16 protein-coding genes and 1 riboswitch are annotated in these 14750 nt (G+C 54.7%); of the genes, 12 read left to right on the top strand and 4 right to left on the bottom strand.

Annotated features, from left to right (window positions below; genetic code table 11):
• Position 1: 1 nt before the first annotated feature.
• Positions 2 to 1939, bottom strand: coding sequence for a threonine--tRNA ligase (gene thrS, locus ACXAF0_RS12140; protein ID WP_475346106.1), 1938 nt, complete (start codon positions 1937 to 1939; stop codon positions 2 to 4).
• 354 nt (positions 1940 to 2293) lie between these two features.
• On the opposite strand from thrS, the gene ACXAF0_RS12135 reads away from it, so the two are divergent.
• Positions 2294 to 3481, top strand: coding sequence for an MFS transporter (locus ACXAF0_RS12135; protein ID WP_475346105.1), 1188 nt, complete (start codon positions 2294 to 2296; stop codon positions 3479 to 3481).
• Positions 3482 to 3542: 61 nt separating this feature from the next.
• Here ACXAF0_RS12135 and ACXAF0_RS12130 read toward each other — a convergent pair whose 3' ends face one another.
• Positions 3543 to 4220 carry a DUF599 domain-containing protein gene (locus tag ACXAF0_RS12130; RefSeq protein ID WP_475346104.1) on the bottom strand — a complete coding sequence of 226 codons (678 nt, stop codon included), beginning with the start codon at positions 4218 to 4220 and terminating at the stop codon, positions 3543 to 3545.
• Positions 4221 to 4404: 184 nt separating this feature from the next.
• On the opposite strand from ACXAF0_RS12130, the gene ACXAF0_RS12125 reads away from it, so the two are divergent.
• The 3 genes from ACXAF0_RS12125 (at position 4405) to ACXAF0_RS12115 (ending at position 6120) form a co-directional block, all read left to right on the top strand.
• Positions 4405 to 4890 carry a hypothetical protein gene (locus ACXAF0_RS12125; protein ID WP_475346103.1) on the top strand — a complete coding sequence of 162 codons (486 nt, stop codon included), beginning with the start codon at positions 4405 to 4407 and terminating at the stop codon, positions 4888 to 4890.
• A gap of 84 nt (positions 4891 to 4974) precedes the next feature.
• Entirely contained in the window at positions 4975 to 5769 is a 795-nt protein-coding gene (locus ACXAF0_RS12120; RefSeq protein WP_475346102.1) for a peptidoglycan DD-metalloendopeptidase family protein, read from the top strand.
• A complete protein-coding gene (locus ACXAF0_RS12115) occupies positions 5770 to 6120 on the top strand; it encodes a DUF1491 family protein (RefSeq protein ID WP_475346101.1) in 351 nt (116 codons plus the stop codon). It abuts the gene before it with no gap.
• An 83-nt stretch (positions 6121 to 6203) separates the two neighbouring features.
• On the opposite strand, the gene ACXAF0_RS12110 is transcribed toward ACXAF0_RS12115, so the two are convergent.
• Positions 6204 to 6524, bottom strand: a complete 321-nt coding sequence (locus ACXAF0_RS12110; protein ID WP_044828881.1) for a peptidylprolyl isomerase — start codon at positions 6522 to 6524, stop codon at positions 6204 to 6206.
• A gap of 194 nt (positions 6525 to 6718) precedes the next feature.
• Between ACXAF0_RS12110 and yaaA the strand changes: the two genes are divergently transcribed.
• The gene (gene yaaA, locus ACXAF0_RS12105) at positions 6719 to 7495 is read left to right on the top strand and encodes a peroxide stress protein YaaA (protein WP_475346100.1); all 777 of its coding nucleotides are present in this window, start codon (positions 6719 to 6721) and stop codon (positions 7493 to 7495) included.
• A gap of 25 nt (positions 7496 to 7520) precedes the next feature.
• Positions 7521 to 8585, top strand: coding sequence for a glycosyl transferase family protein (locus ACXAF0_RS12100; protein WP_475346099.1), 1065 nt, complete (start codon positions 7521 to 7523; stop codon positions 8583 to 8585).
• 61 nt (positions 8586 to 8646) lie between these two features.
• Here ACXAF0_RS12100 and ACXAF0_RS12095 read toward each other — a convergent pair whose 3' ends face one another.
• Positions 8647 to 9189, bottom strand: coding sequence for a DUF924 family protein (locus ACXAF0_RS12095; RefSeq protein WP_475346098.1), 543 nt, complete (start codon positions 9187 to 9189; stop codon positions 8647 to 8649).
• A gap of 152 nt (positions 9190 to 9341) precedes the next feature.
• Positions 9342 to 9538: riboswitch (cobalamin riboswitch) on the top strand.
• A 170-nt stretch (positions 9539 to 9708) separates the two neighbouring features.
• Here ACXAF0_RS12095 and ACXAF0_RS12090 point away from each other — a divergent pair.
• From ACXAF0_RS12090 to ACXAF0_RS12065, 6 genes are read left to right on the top strand one after another with little or no spacing between them, the layout of a single operon-like run.
• Positions 9709 to 10506 carry a DUF4198 domain-containing protein gene (locus ACXAF0_RS12090; RefSeq protein ID WP_475346097.1) on the top strand — a complete coding sequence of 266 codons (798 nt, stop codon included), beginning with the start codon at positions 9709 to 9711 and terminating at the stop codon, positions 10504 to 10506.
• A gap of 16 nt (positions 10507 to 10522) precedes the next feature.
• Positions 10523 to 11197: a cobalt transporter CbiM gene (gene cbiM / locus ACXAF0_RS12085; RefSeq protein ID WP_475346096.1), complete on the top strand. Its 675-nt coding sequence runs from the start codon at positions 10523 to 10525 to the stop codon at positions 11195 to 11197.
• Positions 11190 to 11789 (top strand): cobalt ABC transporter permease, encoded by a 600-nt coding sequence (locus tag ACXAF0_RS12080; RefSeq protein WP_475346095.1) that lies wholly within the window; start codon positions 11190 to 11192, stop codon positions 11787 to 11789. The genes cbiM and ACXAF0_RS12080 overlap by 8 nt, the downstream gene beginning before the upstream one ends.
• Entirely contained in the window at positions 11786 to 12586 is an 801-nt protein-coding gene (cbiQ, locus tag ACXAF0_RS12075; protein WP_475346094.1) for a cobalt ECF transporter T component CbiQ, read from the top strand. Before ACXAF0_RS12080 ends, cbiQ begins: the two co-directional genes overlap by 4 nt.
• Positions 12570 to 13277, top strand: coding sequence for an energy-coupling factor ABC transporter ATP-binding protein (locus tag ACXAF0_RS12070; RefSeq protein WP_475346093.1), 708 nt, complete (start codon positions 12570 to 12572; stop codon positions 13275 to 13277). The genes cbiQ and ACXAF0_RS12070 overlap by 17 nt, the downstream gene beginning before the upstream one ends.
• A gap of 43 nt (positions 13278 to 13320) precedes the next feature.
• Complete coding sequence (locus ACXAF0_RS12065; protein ID WP_475346092.1) at positions 13321 to 14736, top strand: MFS transporter; 1416 nt, start codon at positions 13321 to 13323, stop codon at positions 14734 to 14736.
• Positions 14737 to 14750 lie beyond the last annotated feature (14 nt).

Genomic DNA, 14750 nt, shown 5'->3' with positions numbered 1-14750 from the left:
ATTAGAACTCGGCTTCGATCACGCGATCGCGGATTTCTGCCGCCATCGCATCACCCAGTTCATCAATGCCAAAGGTCTTCTGGTGCTTGAAGCCAATGCGGCGAACCGAAGCGGTCTTTTCTTCGGCTTCGCGTTTGCCGAGTGCCAGGATCATCGGAACCTTGGCATGGCTGTGTTCACGTACCTTGTAGTTGATTTTCTCGTTACGGGTATCGAGCTCAACATTCAGGCCCTTGGCTTCAAGTGCTGCCTTGACTTCATGTGCATAGTCATCTGCGTCATTGGTAATCGTGCAGACAACAGCATGCACCGGCGACAGCCAAAGCGGCAGACGACCGGCATAGTTTTCAATCAGAATACCGATGAAACGTTCGAGCGAGCCCAGGATCGCGCGATGGAGCATGACCGGACGGTGTTTTTCACCATCTTCGCCCATATAGGACGCATCGAGACGCTCCGGCAGGACGAAGTCGGCCTGAAGCGTGCCGCACTGCCAGTCACGACCGATCGCATCGCGCAGCACGAACTCAAGCTTCGGCCCATAAAACGCGCCTTCGCCCGGGTTGACTTCAAGGGCGAGGCCCGCTTCTTCCGCGGCTTCACGAAGGGCGGTTTCTGCCTTGTCCCAGATTTCATCCGCACCGGCACGCACTTCCGGGCGATCCGAGAACTTCACGAGAATGTCGGTAAAGCCGAAATCCTTGTAAACCGACTTCAGAAGGTCACAGAAAATCTTGGTTTCCGAGACAATCTGATCTTCGGTGCAGAAGATATGGGCGTCATCCTGAATGAACTGGCGGACACGCATGATACCGTGCAGGCCGCCGGAGGGCTCATTTCGGTGACAGCAACCAAATTCCGCCATACGTAGCGGCAGGTCACGATAGGATTTGCTGCCAAGTCGGAAAATCTGCACGTGACACGGGCAGTTCATCGGCTTAAGCGCCAGAACACGTTCGGGATCATCTTCGTCCGGCGTCGTGGTGAACATGTTCTCGCGGAACTTTTCCCAGTGACCTGATTTTTCCCAAAGCACGCGATCGACAAGCTGCGGCGTGCGGACTTCCTGATAACCGGCATCATCGAGACGATCACGGATATAGGTTTCAACCCGACGATACAGCTTCAGACCCTTGTCATGCCAGAAGACAGAACCTTGGGCTTCTTCCTGCATGTGGAACAGGTCCATCTCACGTCCGAGGCGACGGTGGTCGCGCTTTTCCGCTTCTTCGAGCATGTGCAGATAGGCATCCAGGTCTTCCTTGCTTTCCCAGCAGGTGCCATAAATACGCTGCAGCATTTCATTGTCGGAATTACCACGCCAGTAAGCACCGGCAACCTTCATCAGCTTGAATGCCTTGCCGATCTTGCCGGTAGACGGCGCATGCGGGCCACGGCACAGGTCAATGAAATCGCCCTGGCGATAGCAGGTGATGGTTTCGGTTTCCGGCAGATCACGGATGATCTCGGCCTTGTACTTTTCGCCCTTGTCCAGGAAGAATTTGATCGCTTCGTTGCGATCCCAGACTTCGCGCACGATCGGCTCATTGCGTTCGATGATCTTGTGCATCTGCTTTTCGATCTTGACCAGATCGTCGGGCGTGAACGGCGTTTCGCGGGCAAAATCGTAATAGAAACCGTTCTCGATGGACGGGCCAATCGTGACCTGCGTATCGGGATAAAGTTCCTGAACGGCTTCAGCCATGACATGTGCGCAATCGTGACGGATCAGAGGCAGAACCTCTGCATGGCCCTTGGTCACGATTTCGATAGTCGCGTCAGTGTCAATCTCGCGTGCGAGGTCGCGCACTTCACCGTTGACGATGATGGCAAAGGACTTCTTTGCCAGCGAAGAACTGATGCTTTTGGCGACATCGAAACCCGATACCGGGCCGTCAAATTCGCGCACGGCACCATCGGGAAGGGTCAGGGCAATCATGGTTGGCTCAACTCTGCTTTATCTGCGGGCATAATTCAGTAATGCACATATACGACCCGCATGTTTACGCGGGGTAAATGCACAAGAAAAGGAATTTTAGGATGAGGTCAAGTTCGCTCTTTGAAAAAAGCGACTTTCGGGACAGCACGGACCGCCGCAACGCCAATCTGGCGTGCAGTGTTTTCGGCGATCTTCAACTTTTTGTCGGCAAAGCCGTGCATTGACACTATCCCGTAAGGTGAAGAGCCAATATAACAGGACAAACTTGTAGAGCAAGACGCAAGCCGTTGCCAAAGGCGCGTTTTGTCAAAAACATGAAATTGGCGCCACCACCGCCAAGATAGGGAGCCCCAAATGTCGAGCCCGGAAGTTCGCCGGAACATCATGATTTTAAGTCTGTGCGTCGCGCTGTCTGCTAGTGCGATGTCATTGATTTTTACCGTCGCTGCCGTGATTGGCTTTTCGCTTGCCAGTGACAAGTCGCTGTCAACCTTGCCGGTTGCGTGCATGATGATTGCCATGATGGGGATGACCGCCCCGTCGGCCGTGATCATGGCCAAGAAGGGGCGTCGGTTTGGCTTCTGGATGGGCGCTGCCATTGCGATGATGGGGGCGGTGTCGGGAATGGGGGCTGTTTATTACGCCAATTTCTGGCTGCTTTGCATCGCATGTGCCTGCATCGGGGCCGGGAATGCCATTGCCATGCAGTATCGTTTTGCCGCAGCCGAAGCCGCACCGGCAGAGTTCCGGGCACGTGCGATTTCCTACACCATGCTGGGCGGTCTGGCATCGGCCTTTATCGGGCCAAACTTGGCAAGCTTTGCGCGTGACTGGTTTGACACGGTGCCGTTCCTTGGCACCTTTGTGGCCCTGATAGGTTTGCAGTTCCTGTTGGTGATTGCCATTGGTCAGCTGCGCTTGCCCGATATGCGCGGACACAAGCATCCGGAACCAGCCCGCCCGCTTAAAACCGTGATGGGCCAGCCGGCTGTTATTGTTGCGATCATCGCCGGCGCGCTTGGTTATGCGGTCATGAGCTTTGTGATGACAGCAACGCCGCTTGCGATCCTTGATTGCAATTATGCCTTCGGCGATGCCGCCTTTATCATCCAGTGGCATGTTGTCGGTATGTATGCGCCGGGCTTCTTTACCGGCAATCTGATCAAACGGTTTGGGGCGCTTAAAGTCATTCAGGCCGGTGCGATCCTGAATTTTGTCTGTTTGGCTGTCGGTCTTGCCGGGCAGGACCTGATGGGCAATTTCTGGGTATCGCTTGTGCTGCTTGGCATTGGCTGGAACTTCATGTTTGTCGGCGCCACCACGTTCCTGACCGAAAACTATCGTCCGTCCGAACAGGCGCGCGTTCAGGCCATCAACGAGTTCTGTGTGTTTGGTACCGTCGCGATCGCTTCGCTGTCGGCCGGCACGATCTATGCCGGATCGGGGTGGGTAACGCTGCTTTACAGTGCGGCGCTTCCGGTCGGTCTGGTGTTGCTGATTGTTGCGACCTTCGCGATCCGCCGCCGGGCGCAGGCCGTTTGAAGATAACCGCTTATGAACTAGAAAGGGCCGCAAACGCGGCCCTTTTTCGTCGGTGCTGCGCTCAGTGATGGCCGCTCAGGATATCCAATGCGTGGGACCGGAATTCGCGGTTAAACAGCACAAGCGTCACCCAGGTCGCGCAGATGATGAAGGCAACCGGGTGGTAAAACCAGGCCAATGCCGACAGGGCAAAGAAATAGGCACGGATACCGCGGTTGAAGTTATGGGCCGACATCATGCTCATCCGTGATGCACGCGCCGCCGCACGGGCGGCATCGGGTGAATCTGCCCCCGGTGCTGCTCCGATCAGGATGGAGCAATAGTTTGAGAGCCGGAAAGCCCAGGTGAATTTGAAGAACGCATAGATAAAGATCACGATCAGCAAAACCACCTTGCACTCCCAAACACCGGCCGTGGTGACAGCGGCAAAGGGCAGGGCAGATACGGTTTCAATCGCCTTGTCGGTATAGCCTAAAAGCGCGACCAGACCGATTAGCACCAGAATGGTGGTCGAGGAAAAGAAACTGATGCCGGTAATCAGGTTGCTTGAAATCGATGTATCCACCATCCGGATGTCACGTTTAAGCATCTGCTCCATCCAGCGATGACGGTTGCGCGCCATATGGGCCGAGATGGAATTACGACGCCTTGAACTGGCATCGGCAAACAGCGTGTAGCCAACCCACCAGGCAAAGGCCCAGCAAAATGCAATGATATCGAGAAGCGTAAAGGTGGGCATAACGGGTTCCATTCAAAGCCGGTCGATCAGATCAATTCTAATCCTAGTGATAATGCGTTATCGTTCGCAATATTGTTTGGCATGCAATGTGATGGCTGCATAGCAGATGGCCATGTCACCAGTCCGGGTTGAGTTTTCCCGCAATCCAGAGTATCAGCAGCGCAAATTTTGATTGGAGAGCGACATGAGCGATCTTGAAAACGATCTTGGCGAAGATATCGACTTCGACGAATTCGAAGCACATACCGAAAAGCTGCTGGCAGACGGTCGCACCAAGGATGACCTGTTTGAGTTCGTCGGTTTCATGAACATCAACGAAGTTGGCACGCATATGATCGCGGCCGAGATGGTTCTTGATGAAGATGCCATCGATCAGATGAGTGCTAATCTGCGCAAACTCGAAATCGACCTGGGCCCGCTTGGCGATCTGACCGGCGGTCTTAAAGGTGGTGAAGACGTCAAACGCGCACTCGGCGCACTGTTCCTTGAGCTGGTTGAGCTCTGTGAACTGGATGAAGATGACGAAGACGCAGGCGAGCTTTCCGAAGAATCGCTGCTGCTTTTGAACTTCATAAAACGCTTCAATCCGCAGATGCGCCGTCTGACGGTTGCACTGACCGACACCGATGATGATGACGTGTCCTGCGAATACGAAGTGACCAACTGGTAAGCCAAAGCTTGCCGATCACTTATATAATCATGTAGCTAAAGGCAGGGCATCGTCCCTGCCTTTTTCTGTTTCGGAGCCATCACCGTGACCGTTTTGCGATCGTCTGCCGCAGCCCAACGTCTTCAAACCTATCAGGATCGCCTTGCACAAGGCCAAGAACCGATGCCGGAGGCCGCAAGCTTGCTTGCCTGGATCGAAGTGAACTGTGATGGGTTCCGCTCGGTCATGGACTGCGATCTCAAAAGCTGTGCGAAGATCGTCTATGATTTCTCATCAAACGGTGATGTTGTGATCGGCGGTGAAAGCGATCCGGCGCGCCAGACCGAAATCATGTGGCAGCAATTGGCAGATGCCAGTGCACCGGTTGGCATTGGCCGCTATCGTGAAGACCGGATCTGCTATCAGTCCGAACAGTTCAAAAATGATGGCGAAGCCCGCAGCCAGCATCTTGGCATCGATCTGTTTGCCCCGGCATACACCCCGGTATTCGCGCCACTCGATGGGGTTGTGCACAGCTTTGCCGACAACAACCTGCATCTTGATTATGGGCCGACCATCATCTTGCAGCACGAACCGGCGGCAGACATCAAATTCCACACACTCTATGGCCATCTGAGCCGCGAATCGCTTGAAGGGCTCTATAAGGGCAAGGAAATTGCGGCGGGTGATCTGTTTTGCAGCTTTGGGGATATCCCGATCAATGGCGACTGGATCCCGCATCTGCATTTCCAGATCATTTTCGACATGCTCGGCCGGGAAGGCGACTTCTTTGGCGCCGCCAAGCCGTCGGAATGGGATATCTGGGAAAGTATCTGTCCCAACCCGAACCTGATCCTGCAAATGCCAGAAAACGTCACCGCAACGCGGGAAGGGGTATAGATGCAGCCGCGCCTTAAAGCTGGGCTATGGGTGCGCGGGCAGATCGCGATTTGTCAGGCGAACCTGATTACAGCCATGGTGGCACATAAGGGCAATGAGGACGCTGGTGCGGTCCTTTTGAAGCTCAACCGGTTTGAAAGCGGATGTTTCGTCTATTCTCGGGTCACGACACTTGATGGCGATCTGGGCTGGATGCTGGTTGCTGGCGGCCCGGACGGGGGCCGGGAAACCGAATTTGCCTGTGACGATTACTGGCGCAAGCAGGTCGGCTTTGATCCCGATGTCTGGGTGCTCGAGATCGAAGATCACAAGGGGCAGTACGAGCTTGATGCGCCGATTGTTGATTTCTGAAGGGCGCGACTGACACGACTGAAAAGAAAAAGGCTGGCAAATGAATGCCAGCCTTTTTTAGTGCACGACGCGTAAGCGGTTGCTTAGGCGGTACGCTGCAGCAGGTGGTAACCGAAATCGGTTTCAACCACGTCGGACGTCGCGCCAACATCCATGCTGAATGCGGCGGCATCGAATTCCGGAACCATCATGCCACGGCCAAAGAAGCCAAGATCGCCGCCCTGCTGGCCGGACGGGCAGTCAGAGTTGGCTTTGGCGAGTTCGGCAAAATCGGCACCGTTTGCAACCTGATCCTTGAGCGCGTTGATTTCGGTCAGGGCTTCGTCCTTGGTGCGGGTGGCGGTCGAACGGGCCGAACCGGCATACATCAGAAGAATGTGCGACGCGCGAACTTGTTCACTCATAATGGGTCCTTTCTTCCGTCAAAGCTTGCGCCAGACAGATTTTCTGCAAAATTAGAAGTTTATGGTTAACGCCAAGGGTCCAAACCAATGTACAGCCGTATACTCCTGTACATGGGGTTGGGCCCTAGACATTGCCCATGCCTTGTGGCTTGTTACGACAAATCGAACCGAGATGAAAGAGAAGAGGCAGATTGATGCTTGCTGTTGTGTCCCCGGCCAAGAAGCTTGATTTCGAAACCGACGTTCCTGAAATGTCTGTTTCCCAACCTGCATTTCTGGATGACACCGAAGAACTTGTTGATGTCGCGCGCAAAAAAAGCCGCAGCGATCTGATGAAGCTTATGGGGATCAGCGAAAACCTTGCCGATCTGAACTATCAGCGTTTTCAGCATTTTTCGCGCCCGTTTGACAAGACCAACGCAAAACCGGCGATCTTCGCGTTTCGTGGGGACACCTATGTCGGTCTTGATGCGGATACGATGAAGGCCGAAGACATCGATTGGGCCGAAGCCCATTTCCGGATGCTTTCAGGTCTTTATGGATTGTTGAAGCCGCGTGATTTGATGCAGCCTTACCGTCTTGAAATGGGAACGCGCCTTGCCAATCCGCGTGGCAAGGACCTGTATGCGTTCTGGGATGACAAGATTTCAAAAGAAATCAACGAAATCACCAAGGGTCACAAGGATCGCAGCTTGATCAATCTGGCCTCGAACGAGTATTTCAAATCGATCAAGACCAAGGTACTTGATGGCCCGGTTATTACCCCTGTTTTCAAAGAGGTAAAGGGTGGTACGGTCAAGGTTGTCGGTTTCTCGGCCAAGCGTGCGCGGGGCATGATGGGGCGCTATATGATTGACAATCGGATCGAAGACCCGCAAGAGCTCAAGAAATTCAATGTGGATGGCTACAGCTATCAGGATGACCTCTCGACCGAGACGGAGTGGGTCTTTACGCGCATCCACGATCAGTAACGACATAACTATCCGGTGAAGCCCTATGACCGACGAGCATCTTGAACAGCTCGAGGATGAGAATGCCTTACCAGAATCACACCCGTTTTCGGGCTATCTGCGGACGTTTTACCGTGGGCCGGGCCGGTCACGCAGCCTGACCCGCGAGGAAGCCTTTGACGCGTTCTCGATGATTCTGCGCGATGAGGTCGAACCGATCCAGCTTGGCGCGTTTCTTTTGATGCTGCGCTATCGGGCGGAAACCCCTGAAGAACTCGCTGGCATGATCGAGGCCGTCCGGAAGGCGGCCCGTCTTGAACCGGATGAAGAGGGTGAGGACGAAAATCTTGACCGTCCGGCACTCGATTGGCCGTCATATGCGGCGGGCCGAACCCGTGGTTTGCCATGGTTTGTGCTTTCTGCCTTGTTGCTGTCGCAGAACGGTGTGCCAATCCTGATGCATGGCTATAACTCGCATCTGGTCAATGGCATGGGCACCGAGGCCGCCATCAAGGCGCTGAAACTGCCGATTGCCATGTCTGCCGAAGAAGCCAGATCAGATATCGCATCCAAGGGATTTGCCTATCTGCCGCTGCGTCATATGCATCCGAAGCTTCAGGAACTGATTGGCCTGCGTCCGTTGCTTGGTTTGCGCAGCCCTGTCAATACCTTGCTTCGTTTGCTGAACCCGTTGCAGGCAAAATCGGCATTTTTGGGTGTGTTTCACCCGGCGTTCCTCGATGTTCATCGGGAAACAGGCAAGCTTCTGGAATTGCCACGTATTGGTGTGATCAAGGGCGGCGGGGGCGAGGCCGAAAGAACCCCTTACAAGCATGTGGACCTGCGGATGCTTGATAACGGGGAACTCAATGATGTGCGCTGGCCAGCGATGCTGCCCAAAACCGCCAAGGACGGCGAAGAGCAAAGCCCGATATCGCTCAAACATTTTCTCGGTGTGTGGCGCGGCGACGTTGAAGACACGCCCGCCGAAGCCAAGATCAAGGGCAGTGCAGCCATGGCAGCTTTCCTTGCCGGCAAGGCCGACTACATGGACGAGGCCGAAAACCTTGTTCAAGACTGGTGGGACAATCGCGACCGGGATGTTGGCTGATCGTTTGGGAATTTGGCGACGCCGAATGAAAGGGACGGGAAACCGTCCCTTTTTTTCATGTTCAGAACGATGAACCCGGTTCCTTGAGAAACGCTGCTTCCTCTGGCGTTGAGGTGCGGCCAAGTATGTCGTTGCGATGCGGGTAGCGACCAAAACGATCAATGATCTTTTTATGCTTCAGCTCGAACTCGTAATTATGCTCAAGGCCCGGCTGAGAAAACAGATCGACAGCGACTTCGTGGATGATTTCGGATTCTGAATGCATGTATGGCATATACAAAAAGGCTTGCTCTTGCGGCGTTACCAGTTTGCGATCAAGCCCCAAGGCAACCGCTTCCTGGGCCAGCACCAGTGCCATCGTATCGTACGCAAAGGACTGCGGCTGATCGCGATACATATTACGCGAAAACTGGTCGAGAACGATGATTTCGGCCAGGCGCCCATGGGGCGTTGTGCGCCAGGTAAAAAGCTCACCGGCACACGCGGCGGCATGAAAATCGGAAAACCGTTCAGTGATGTGGCGGTCAAGGGACGTGTCCTTGATAAACCACTGTTTTTCTTCGAGTTCCTTGAACCAGAAAACAAGAACCGTTTCAGGTGTCATGATGTTTCCGCCCATCGTAATGCAGGCATTTGAAGCCCGTCGCCAAAGGTGGTGATGATCTTTGCCCGGCGCTCCAATCAGGTCAAGCCGTCCCCCCAAAAGATTATGGCCCCACAACCGGGCTAAGAGTTGACAGCGATCCGCCGCACGTGGATTATGACAGTGTCTTTGGTGTTGATCTGAATGGATCAACTTAAAAGGGAACGTGGTGCGTCACGCGTGACAAGGCCACGGCTGCCCCCGCAACTGTAAGCGGTCCAAGCACTGCATATGCCACTGGGATATACCGGGAAGGCGTAGTGCTTTTCAAACCGCGAGCCAGGAGACCTGCCTTTGACTGCCAAGTGCCTGGCACTTGGTATCAAACTGTTGGACGCCGGGGTGAGCGTCAGGTTGCAGGGGTACACACGGTCTTACTAAGATCCGCAATCTTGCTTCCAGCCATCCTATCGTTCTTTGTCCTGACCCTGCGCGTTGGGTTTTTCGCCTGCGTGCATCGTTTGAGAAAGAGACGATTATATGTTGAAGACTCTTGGAAAGCTTGCAATCGCAAGCGCCTGCGTGCTGTCGGCAACCATGCCGGCCCAGGCACATTTTCAGTTGGCCTACACGCCAGAAGTAAACGTGACCAAGGCCGGAGATCAGCCGGTAAAGCTGATTTTCTGGCATCCGTTCGAAAATGGCCATGTCATGGATATGGCTGAGCCGCTGGAATTTTACGCGATCAATCGCGGCAAGAAAATTGATTTGAAATCAACACTTTCGCCGATCACCTTCACCGGTTCTGCGAACTCGGCCGCGGCCTTTGATGGTGTGCTTTCCCTTCGCCGCAGCGGCGACTATGTCATGGTTGTCGTGCCAAGCCCGTATTACGAGGAAAGCGAAGAACTTTATATCCAGCAAATCACAAAATCCTATGTGAACCGCAACGAAATTCCGACCGACTGGATGGAGCCGCAAGGGCTGAAAACCGAAATCCTGCCGCTGAACCGCCCGACCAACATCATCGCCGGTTCGACCTTTACCGGCCGTGTTCTGAGCGAAGGACAGCCGGTCGCGGGTAGCGAGATTGAGATCGAATACATGGCCGCAGAACCCGATATGGCCAGCAACACACCACAGGGACCAACCGCATCGCCGATGCCAGGTGGTGCTGTGGTGGCAATTTCAGATGAAAACGGGTATTTCACCTTTGGTGTCCCCAAGGCAGGGTTTTGGGGATTTGCAGCACTTGGCAGCGGCCCTGAAAAAGAATTTCAGGGCAAAGAGCTTTCACAGGATGCAGTCCTGTGGGTTCGCGCCTATGATGTGAAATAGGCGAGGGACAAAACAGATGCATATTGTGGATGGTGCGCTGGCACCGGAAGTCTTGATTGGCGGGGGCGTTCTTGCAGTGGCCGGGCTTGGGCTGGGCTTGCGGAAGCTGCCAATCGATAAAATTCCCGCAACCGGGGTTTTGTCAGCAACATTCTTTGTTGCTTCGCTTATTCATGTGCCAGTTGGACCATCCAGCGTGCATCTGATCATGAGCGGTCTGGCCGGGCTGGTGCTCGGCTGGACTGCATTTCCTGCGCTGTTTGTAGGACTTTTGCTGCAGGCGATCTTCTTTGGTTTTGGCGGTTTGACGGTTCTTGGCGTCAATACGGTCAATATCGCGTTTCCAGCCGTTCTGGCGGGGCTCTTGTTCCGCGGCATGGTGTCGCGCAGCAATCCGGTAACAGCCGCTATTCTGGGCGGCATTGCCGGGGCCTTTTCAATTGCGCTAACAACGCTTTGTGTGGCGGTTTCCCTTGCGCTTAGCGGGGATGGCTTCGTCGCGGCGGCGAAACTCGTCTTCTTTGCGCATATCCCGATCATGGTTGTCGAAGGTCTGGTTTCTGCGGCCGCGGTTTATCTGATTGCAAAGGTTAAACCGGCCTTGTTACAGCCCGCAGACCCTGTAACCGATTTCCAATTACAGGCGGCGGCACTTCGCGCAAAGCAGGCCGGTGAGGCATCAAATGGCTAAGGCAGTTATGGTTGCCCTCGCTTTGGGGGTAATGGTGCTTGGCGCTGGGCCGGTGCAGGCACACAAGGTCATCGCGTCGGTGTTTCCCAGCGGCGAGAACATTGAAGGTGAAATCGGCTTTTCAAGCGGGGATATGGCCGAAAACACGCTTGTCGAGGTTTTCGATCCTGAAGGCAACAAGATCGACGAAGTGACAACCGATGAAGATGGTTTCTTTGTCTATACGCCAAGCGGTGATGTTGATTTGTTGTTTCGCGCCGATCTTGGGGCGGGGCATGTGGCCGAAGCGCGTTTTGCCATAAGTGATTTGTCGACTGTCGAAGATGTCGAACAAGCGGTCTCCAATCAAACAGGCACTGCATCACGCGTAACTGCATCCAACTCAAACGCCGCAATCACCCGCGAACAGGAAAAGATCATCGCGACCATTGTCCGCGATGAATTGCGTCCGCTGCGACGTGAAATCACGGCCTATAAGGAAAAGAATGATCTTCAATCGATTCTGGGTGGGATTGGCTATATATTAGGTGCCTTCGGGATCATTTACTACATCGCAGCGCGACGGTTACGAGCAAAAGCACCCAAAGCATGAGCCATCTTTTCGGACATGACCAACCCTTGAACGTTCAGGCGGGGGGCGGCGGACACACGCCGTCATTCATCGGAATGTTTGACCCTCGGGTCAGGTTGGTCGCGGCGTGTGTGTTTGCGATCGTCGTGGTGGCCTTGCATCAAATTGAATTTGCGCTGGGGGCGTTGGCGGTTGCGGCCATCACGCTGAGCCTGACCGATTTGCCGTTGCGCGTGACATTAAAGCGCATGGCGGCCATGGATGGCTTCATCATTGTGATGCTGGTGATGCTGCCTTTTACAACACCGGGTACGCCGATGTTCACTGTCCTTGGTGCGCAAGCCAGTCAGGAAGGTTTGATGCATGCCATCCTGATCGGTATTCGGGCCAATGCAGTTGTCTTGATGATGTTAAGCCTGCTTTCGGGCATGACGCCGGTGGCCCTGGGGCATACGCTTTATCGTTTGAAATGCCCGCCAGCACTTGTGCATCTGATGATGTTCACGGTGCGCTATATCTCTGTTTTGCATGATGAATATCATCGCCTTCGCATGGCCATGAAACTGCGTGGGTTCAAGGCACGCAACAATGCCCACACATACCGGTCTTTTGGCTATTTATTTGGCATGTTGGTGGTGCGCTCGCTGGAGCGTGCCGAACGAGTACTTGAAGCCATGAAATGTCGCGGGTTCAGTGGTCATTTCCCGATGATTGATGACATGGCCTTTCGGCGTCGCGATGGTTTTTTCGTTGTGTTCTTCCTGGCCCTGATTACCGCCTTAGTCCTTTTGGATCGAATTTATGTCTTCGCTTATTGAACTGAACGATATTTCCTACGGCTACCGGGCAGGGCAGAACGTACTAGACCGTGTCAGTCTGGCACTTGATCCTGGCGAACGTCTGTTTCTTGCCGGGCCAAACGGGGCTGGCAAAAGCACGCTGCTAAGGATCCTTGTTGGCCTGATCAAGCCGCATGCGGGCGAAATTCGCGCCTTTGGCACCCCGCGCGTGACCGATGCCGAATTCCATGATTTGCGCTGCCGGGTCGGTTTCATCGTTCAAGACCCGGATGATCAGCTGTTTTGTCCTACCGTGATCGAAGACATCGCTTTCGGGCCGCTAAACCTTGGCGCCAGCCGCGAAGAGGCGCTTGCGATCGTTGATGAGGTCCTGGACCAACTCCATCTCAAGCATCTGCGTGAACGGATTACCCACGAACTTTCGGGTGGTGAAAAGCGGCTGGTATCTGTGGCAGCGGTGCTTGCGATGAAACCCGATGTCTTGTTGCTGGATGAGCCGACCAACGCGCTTGATGAAGAAAATATGCGCCGCCTTGAGGAAATCCTGCTTGGCCTGCCGCAAGCCATGATTCTCGTGTCGCATGACCCTCATTTCCGGCGTAAGCTCGCCACGCGGATCATTGAATTGCGCACAGGCAAGATGTTGCATCTGCCTGAAAAGAAATGCACGGCCGGCGAGCGCGCCAAGCAGGCAGAGGACGCATCCTGAGGATCTGAGCAAAGGTCCCGTGGTCGAGCATGAAAGGGCGGAGATGACATCAAGCATATCCCCGTTTGCCAAACCGGCCTTTCGCCATCTGTTTGCAGCGCAGATTACGTCTCTGATCGGGACAGGGCTGACGACAGTGGCGCTGTCACTGTTGGCCTATGATCTTGCGGGCGACGATGCCGGGCGGGTGCTTGGTTCCATCCTTGTTCTGAAAATGGTGGCCTATCTTGTCATCGCGCCGATCGCGGGCGGAATGGCGCATTTGCTGCCACGCCGGATGTGGCTGGTTGGGCTGGATGTACTGCGTGCGGTGATTGTCCTGTGTCTGCCCTTCGTAGATCAGGTCTGGCAGATTTTCGTTCTGGTCTTTGTGGTGAATGCCGCGTCTGCCGCCTTCACCCCGGTATTTCAGGCGATCATCCCCGAAGTGCTGTCAGACGAAAAGGTCTACACCAAGGGGCTTTCATATGCCCGGCTGGCCTACGATCTTGAAAACCTTACCAGTCCGGTATTGGCCGCAGCCCTGCTTGCGCTTTGGTCGTTTGACAGCCTGTTTATGGCCAACAGCCTGACGTTCGCAATCTCGGCCATGTTGATCATGACGGCCAGTGTGCCCAAGGCCGCCCCAACTGATCGGACCGGCGGGATCTATGCCAATACGATTTTCGGGGTTGCGGCCTATTTGAAAACGCCACGATTGCGCGGGCTTCTGGCGGTGTATTTTGCTGTATCCTCGGTCGGGGCGATGATCATTGTGAATACGGTGGTGCTTACCCGTGGTGTCCTAGGGGGCAGTGAGCTTTTGACCACCAGTTTCCTTGCTTGTGCAGGCGGCGGTTCCATGATGGCCGCGCTCATGATCCCGCGTTTGATCGAATGGCTGGGCGAACGTCGCTTGATGCTGTCGGGCATTGTCGTCGCAGCAATGGCTATGCTGGTTGGTGGCGCCTTGATGATTGCAGGACATGCGTCTGTAATCGCGTTTGCCGTTCTTTGGGCGATTGCCGGGGCCGGAACAACCTTTGCGCAAACGCCGGGCGGTCGGTTGGTTCAACGTTCGGCGGGCGACGGGGACCGGTCGGCGTTCTTTGCTGCCAATTTTGCCCTGTCCCATGGCGGCTGGCTGTTTGCGTATGGCATTGTTGGCTGGCTGGGCAGTCTGGCCGATCTGTCGGTTGCGTTTCTGGCCTCGGGCGGTCTTGCGCTTTGCGCGATCTTTGCGGCGATGGTTTTGTGGCGGAGGGAAGATCGTCTGGAAATCAGCCACAGCCATCCCGGTTTCTGGCATGAACATCCGCATGACCATAACGATCCGCATCACGTCCATGTGCATGACGCCGAAGGGGGCGACGAAAAACACCGGCATCGCCATTACCATCCGCCGGTGACCCACAAGCATCGTTTCGTGATCGACAGCCATCATACAAAGTGGCCAATGGAAAGCGGCGATCGCGTTTAGGCGATATTTGAAAT

This window comes from Thalassospira sp. ABD4_177, from assembly GCF_056160125.1.
The sequence above is the reverse complement of the archived record's forward strand: the minus strand, read 5'-3'. Positions and strand labels throughout refer to the sequence as shown.

Excerpts from the sequence above, each read along its gene's own strand:
- thrS (WP_475346106.1), bottom strand. The coding sequence starts at position 1,939 with ATGATTGCCCTGACCCTTCCCGATGGTGCCGTGCGCGAATTTGACGGC.
- ACXAF0_RS12135 (WP_475346105.1), top strand. The coding sequence starts at position 2,294 with ATGTCGAGCCCGGAAGTTCGCCGGAACATCATGATTTTAAGTCTGTGC.
- ACXAF0_RS12130 (WP_475346104.1), bottom strand. The coding sequence starts at position 4,220 with ATGCCCACCTTTACGCTTCTCGATATCATTGCATTTTGCTGGGCCTTT.
- ACXAF0_RS12125 (WP_475346103.1), top strand. The coding sequence starts at position 4,405 with ATGAGCGATCTTGAAAACGATCTTGGCGAAGATATCGACTTCGACGAA.
- ACXAF0_RS12115 (WP_475346101.1), top strand. The coding sequence starts at position 5,770 with ATGCAGCCGCGCCTTAAAGCTGGGCTATGGGTGCGCGGGCAGATCGCG.
- ACXAF0_RS12110 (WP_044828881.1), bottom strand. The coding sequence starts at position 6,524 with ATGAGTGAACAAGTTCGCGCGTCGCACATTCTTCTGATGTATGCCGGT.
- yaaA (WP_475346100.1), top strand. The coding sequence starts at position 6,719 with ATGCTTGCTGTTGTGTCCCCGGCCAAGAAGCTTGATTTCGAAACCGAC.
- ACXAF0_RS12100 (WP_475346099.1), top strand. The coding sequence starts at position 7,521 with ATGACCGACGAGCATCTTGAACAGCTCGAGGATGAGAATGCCTTACCA.
- ACXAF0_RS12095 (WP_475346098.1), bottom strand. The coding sequence starts at position 9,189 with ATGACACCTGAAACGGTTCTTGTTTTCTGGTTCAAGGAACTCGAAGAA.
- ACXAF0_RS12090 (WP_475346097.1), top strand. The coding sequence starts at position 9,709 with ATGTTGAAGACTCTTGGAAAGCTTGCAATCGCAAGCGCCTGCGTGCTG.
- cbiM (WP_475346096.1), top strand. The coding sequence starts at position 10,523 with ATGCATATTGTGGATGGTGCGCTGGCACCGGAAGTCTTGATTGGCGGG.
- ACXAF0_RS12080 (WP_475346095.1), top strand. The coding sequence starts at position 11,190 with ATGGCTAAGGCAGTTATGGTTGCCCTCGCTTTGGGGGTAATGGTGCTT.
- cbiQ (WP_475346094.1), top strand. The coding sequence starts at position 11,786 with ATGAGCCATCTTTTCGGACATGACCAACCCTTGAACGTTCAGGCGGGG.
- ACXAF0_RS12070 (WP_475346093.1), top strand. The coding sequence starts at position 12,570 with ATGTCTTCGCTTATTGAACTGAACGATATTTCCTACGGCTACCGGGCA.
- ACXAF0_RS12065 (WP_475346092.1), top strand. The coding sequence starts at position 13,321 with ATGACATCAAGCATATCCCCGTTTGCCAAACCGGCCTTTCGCCATCTG.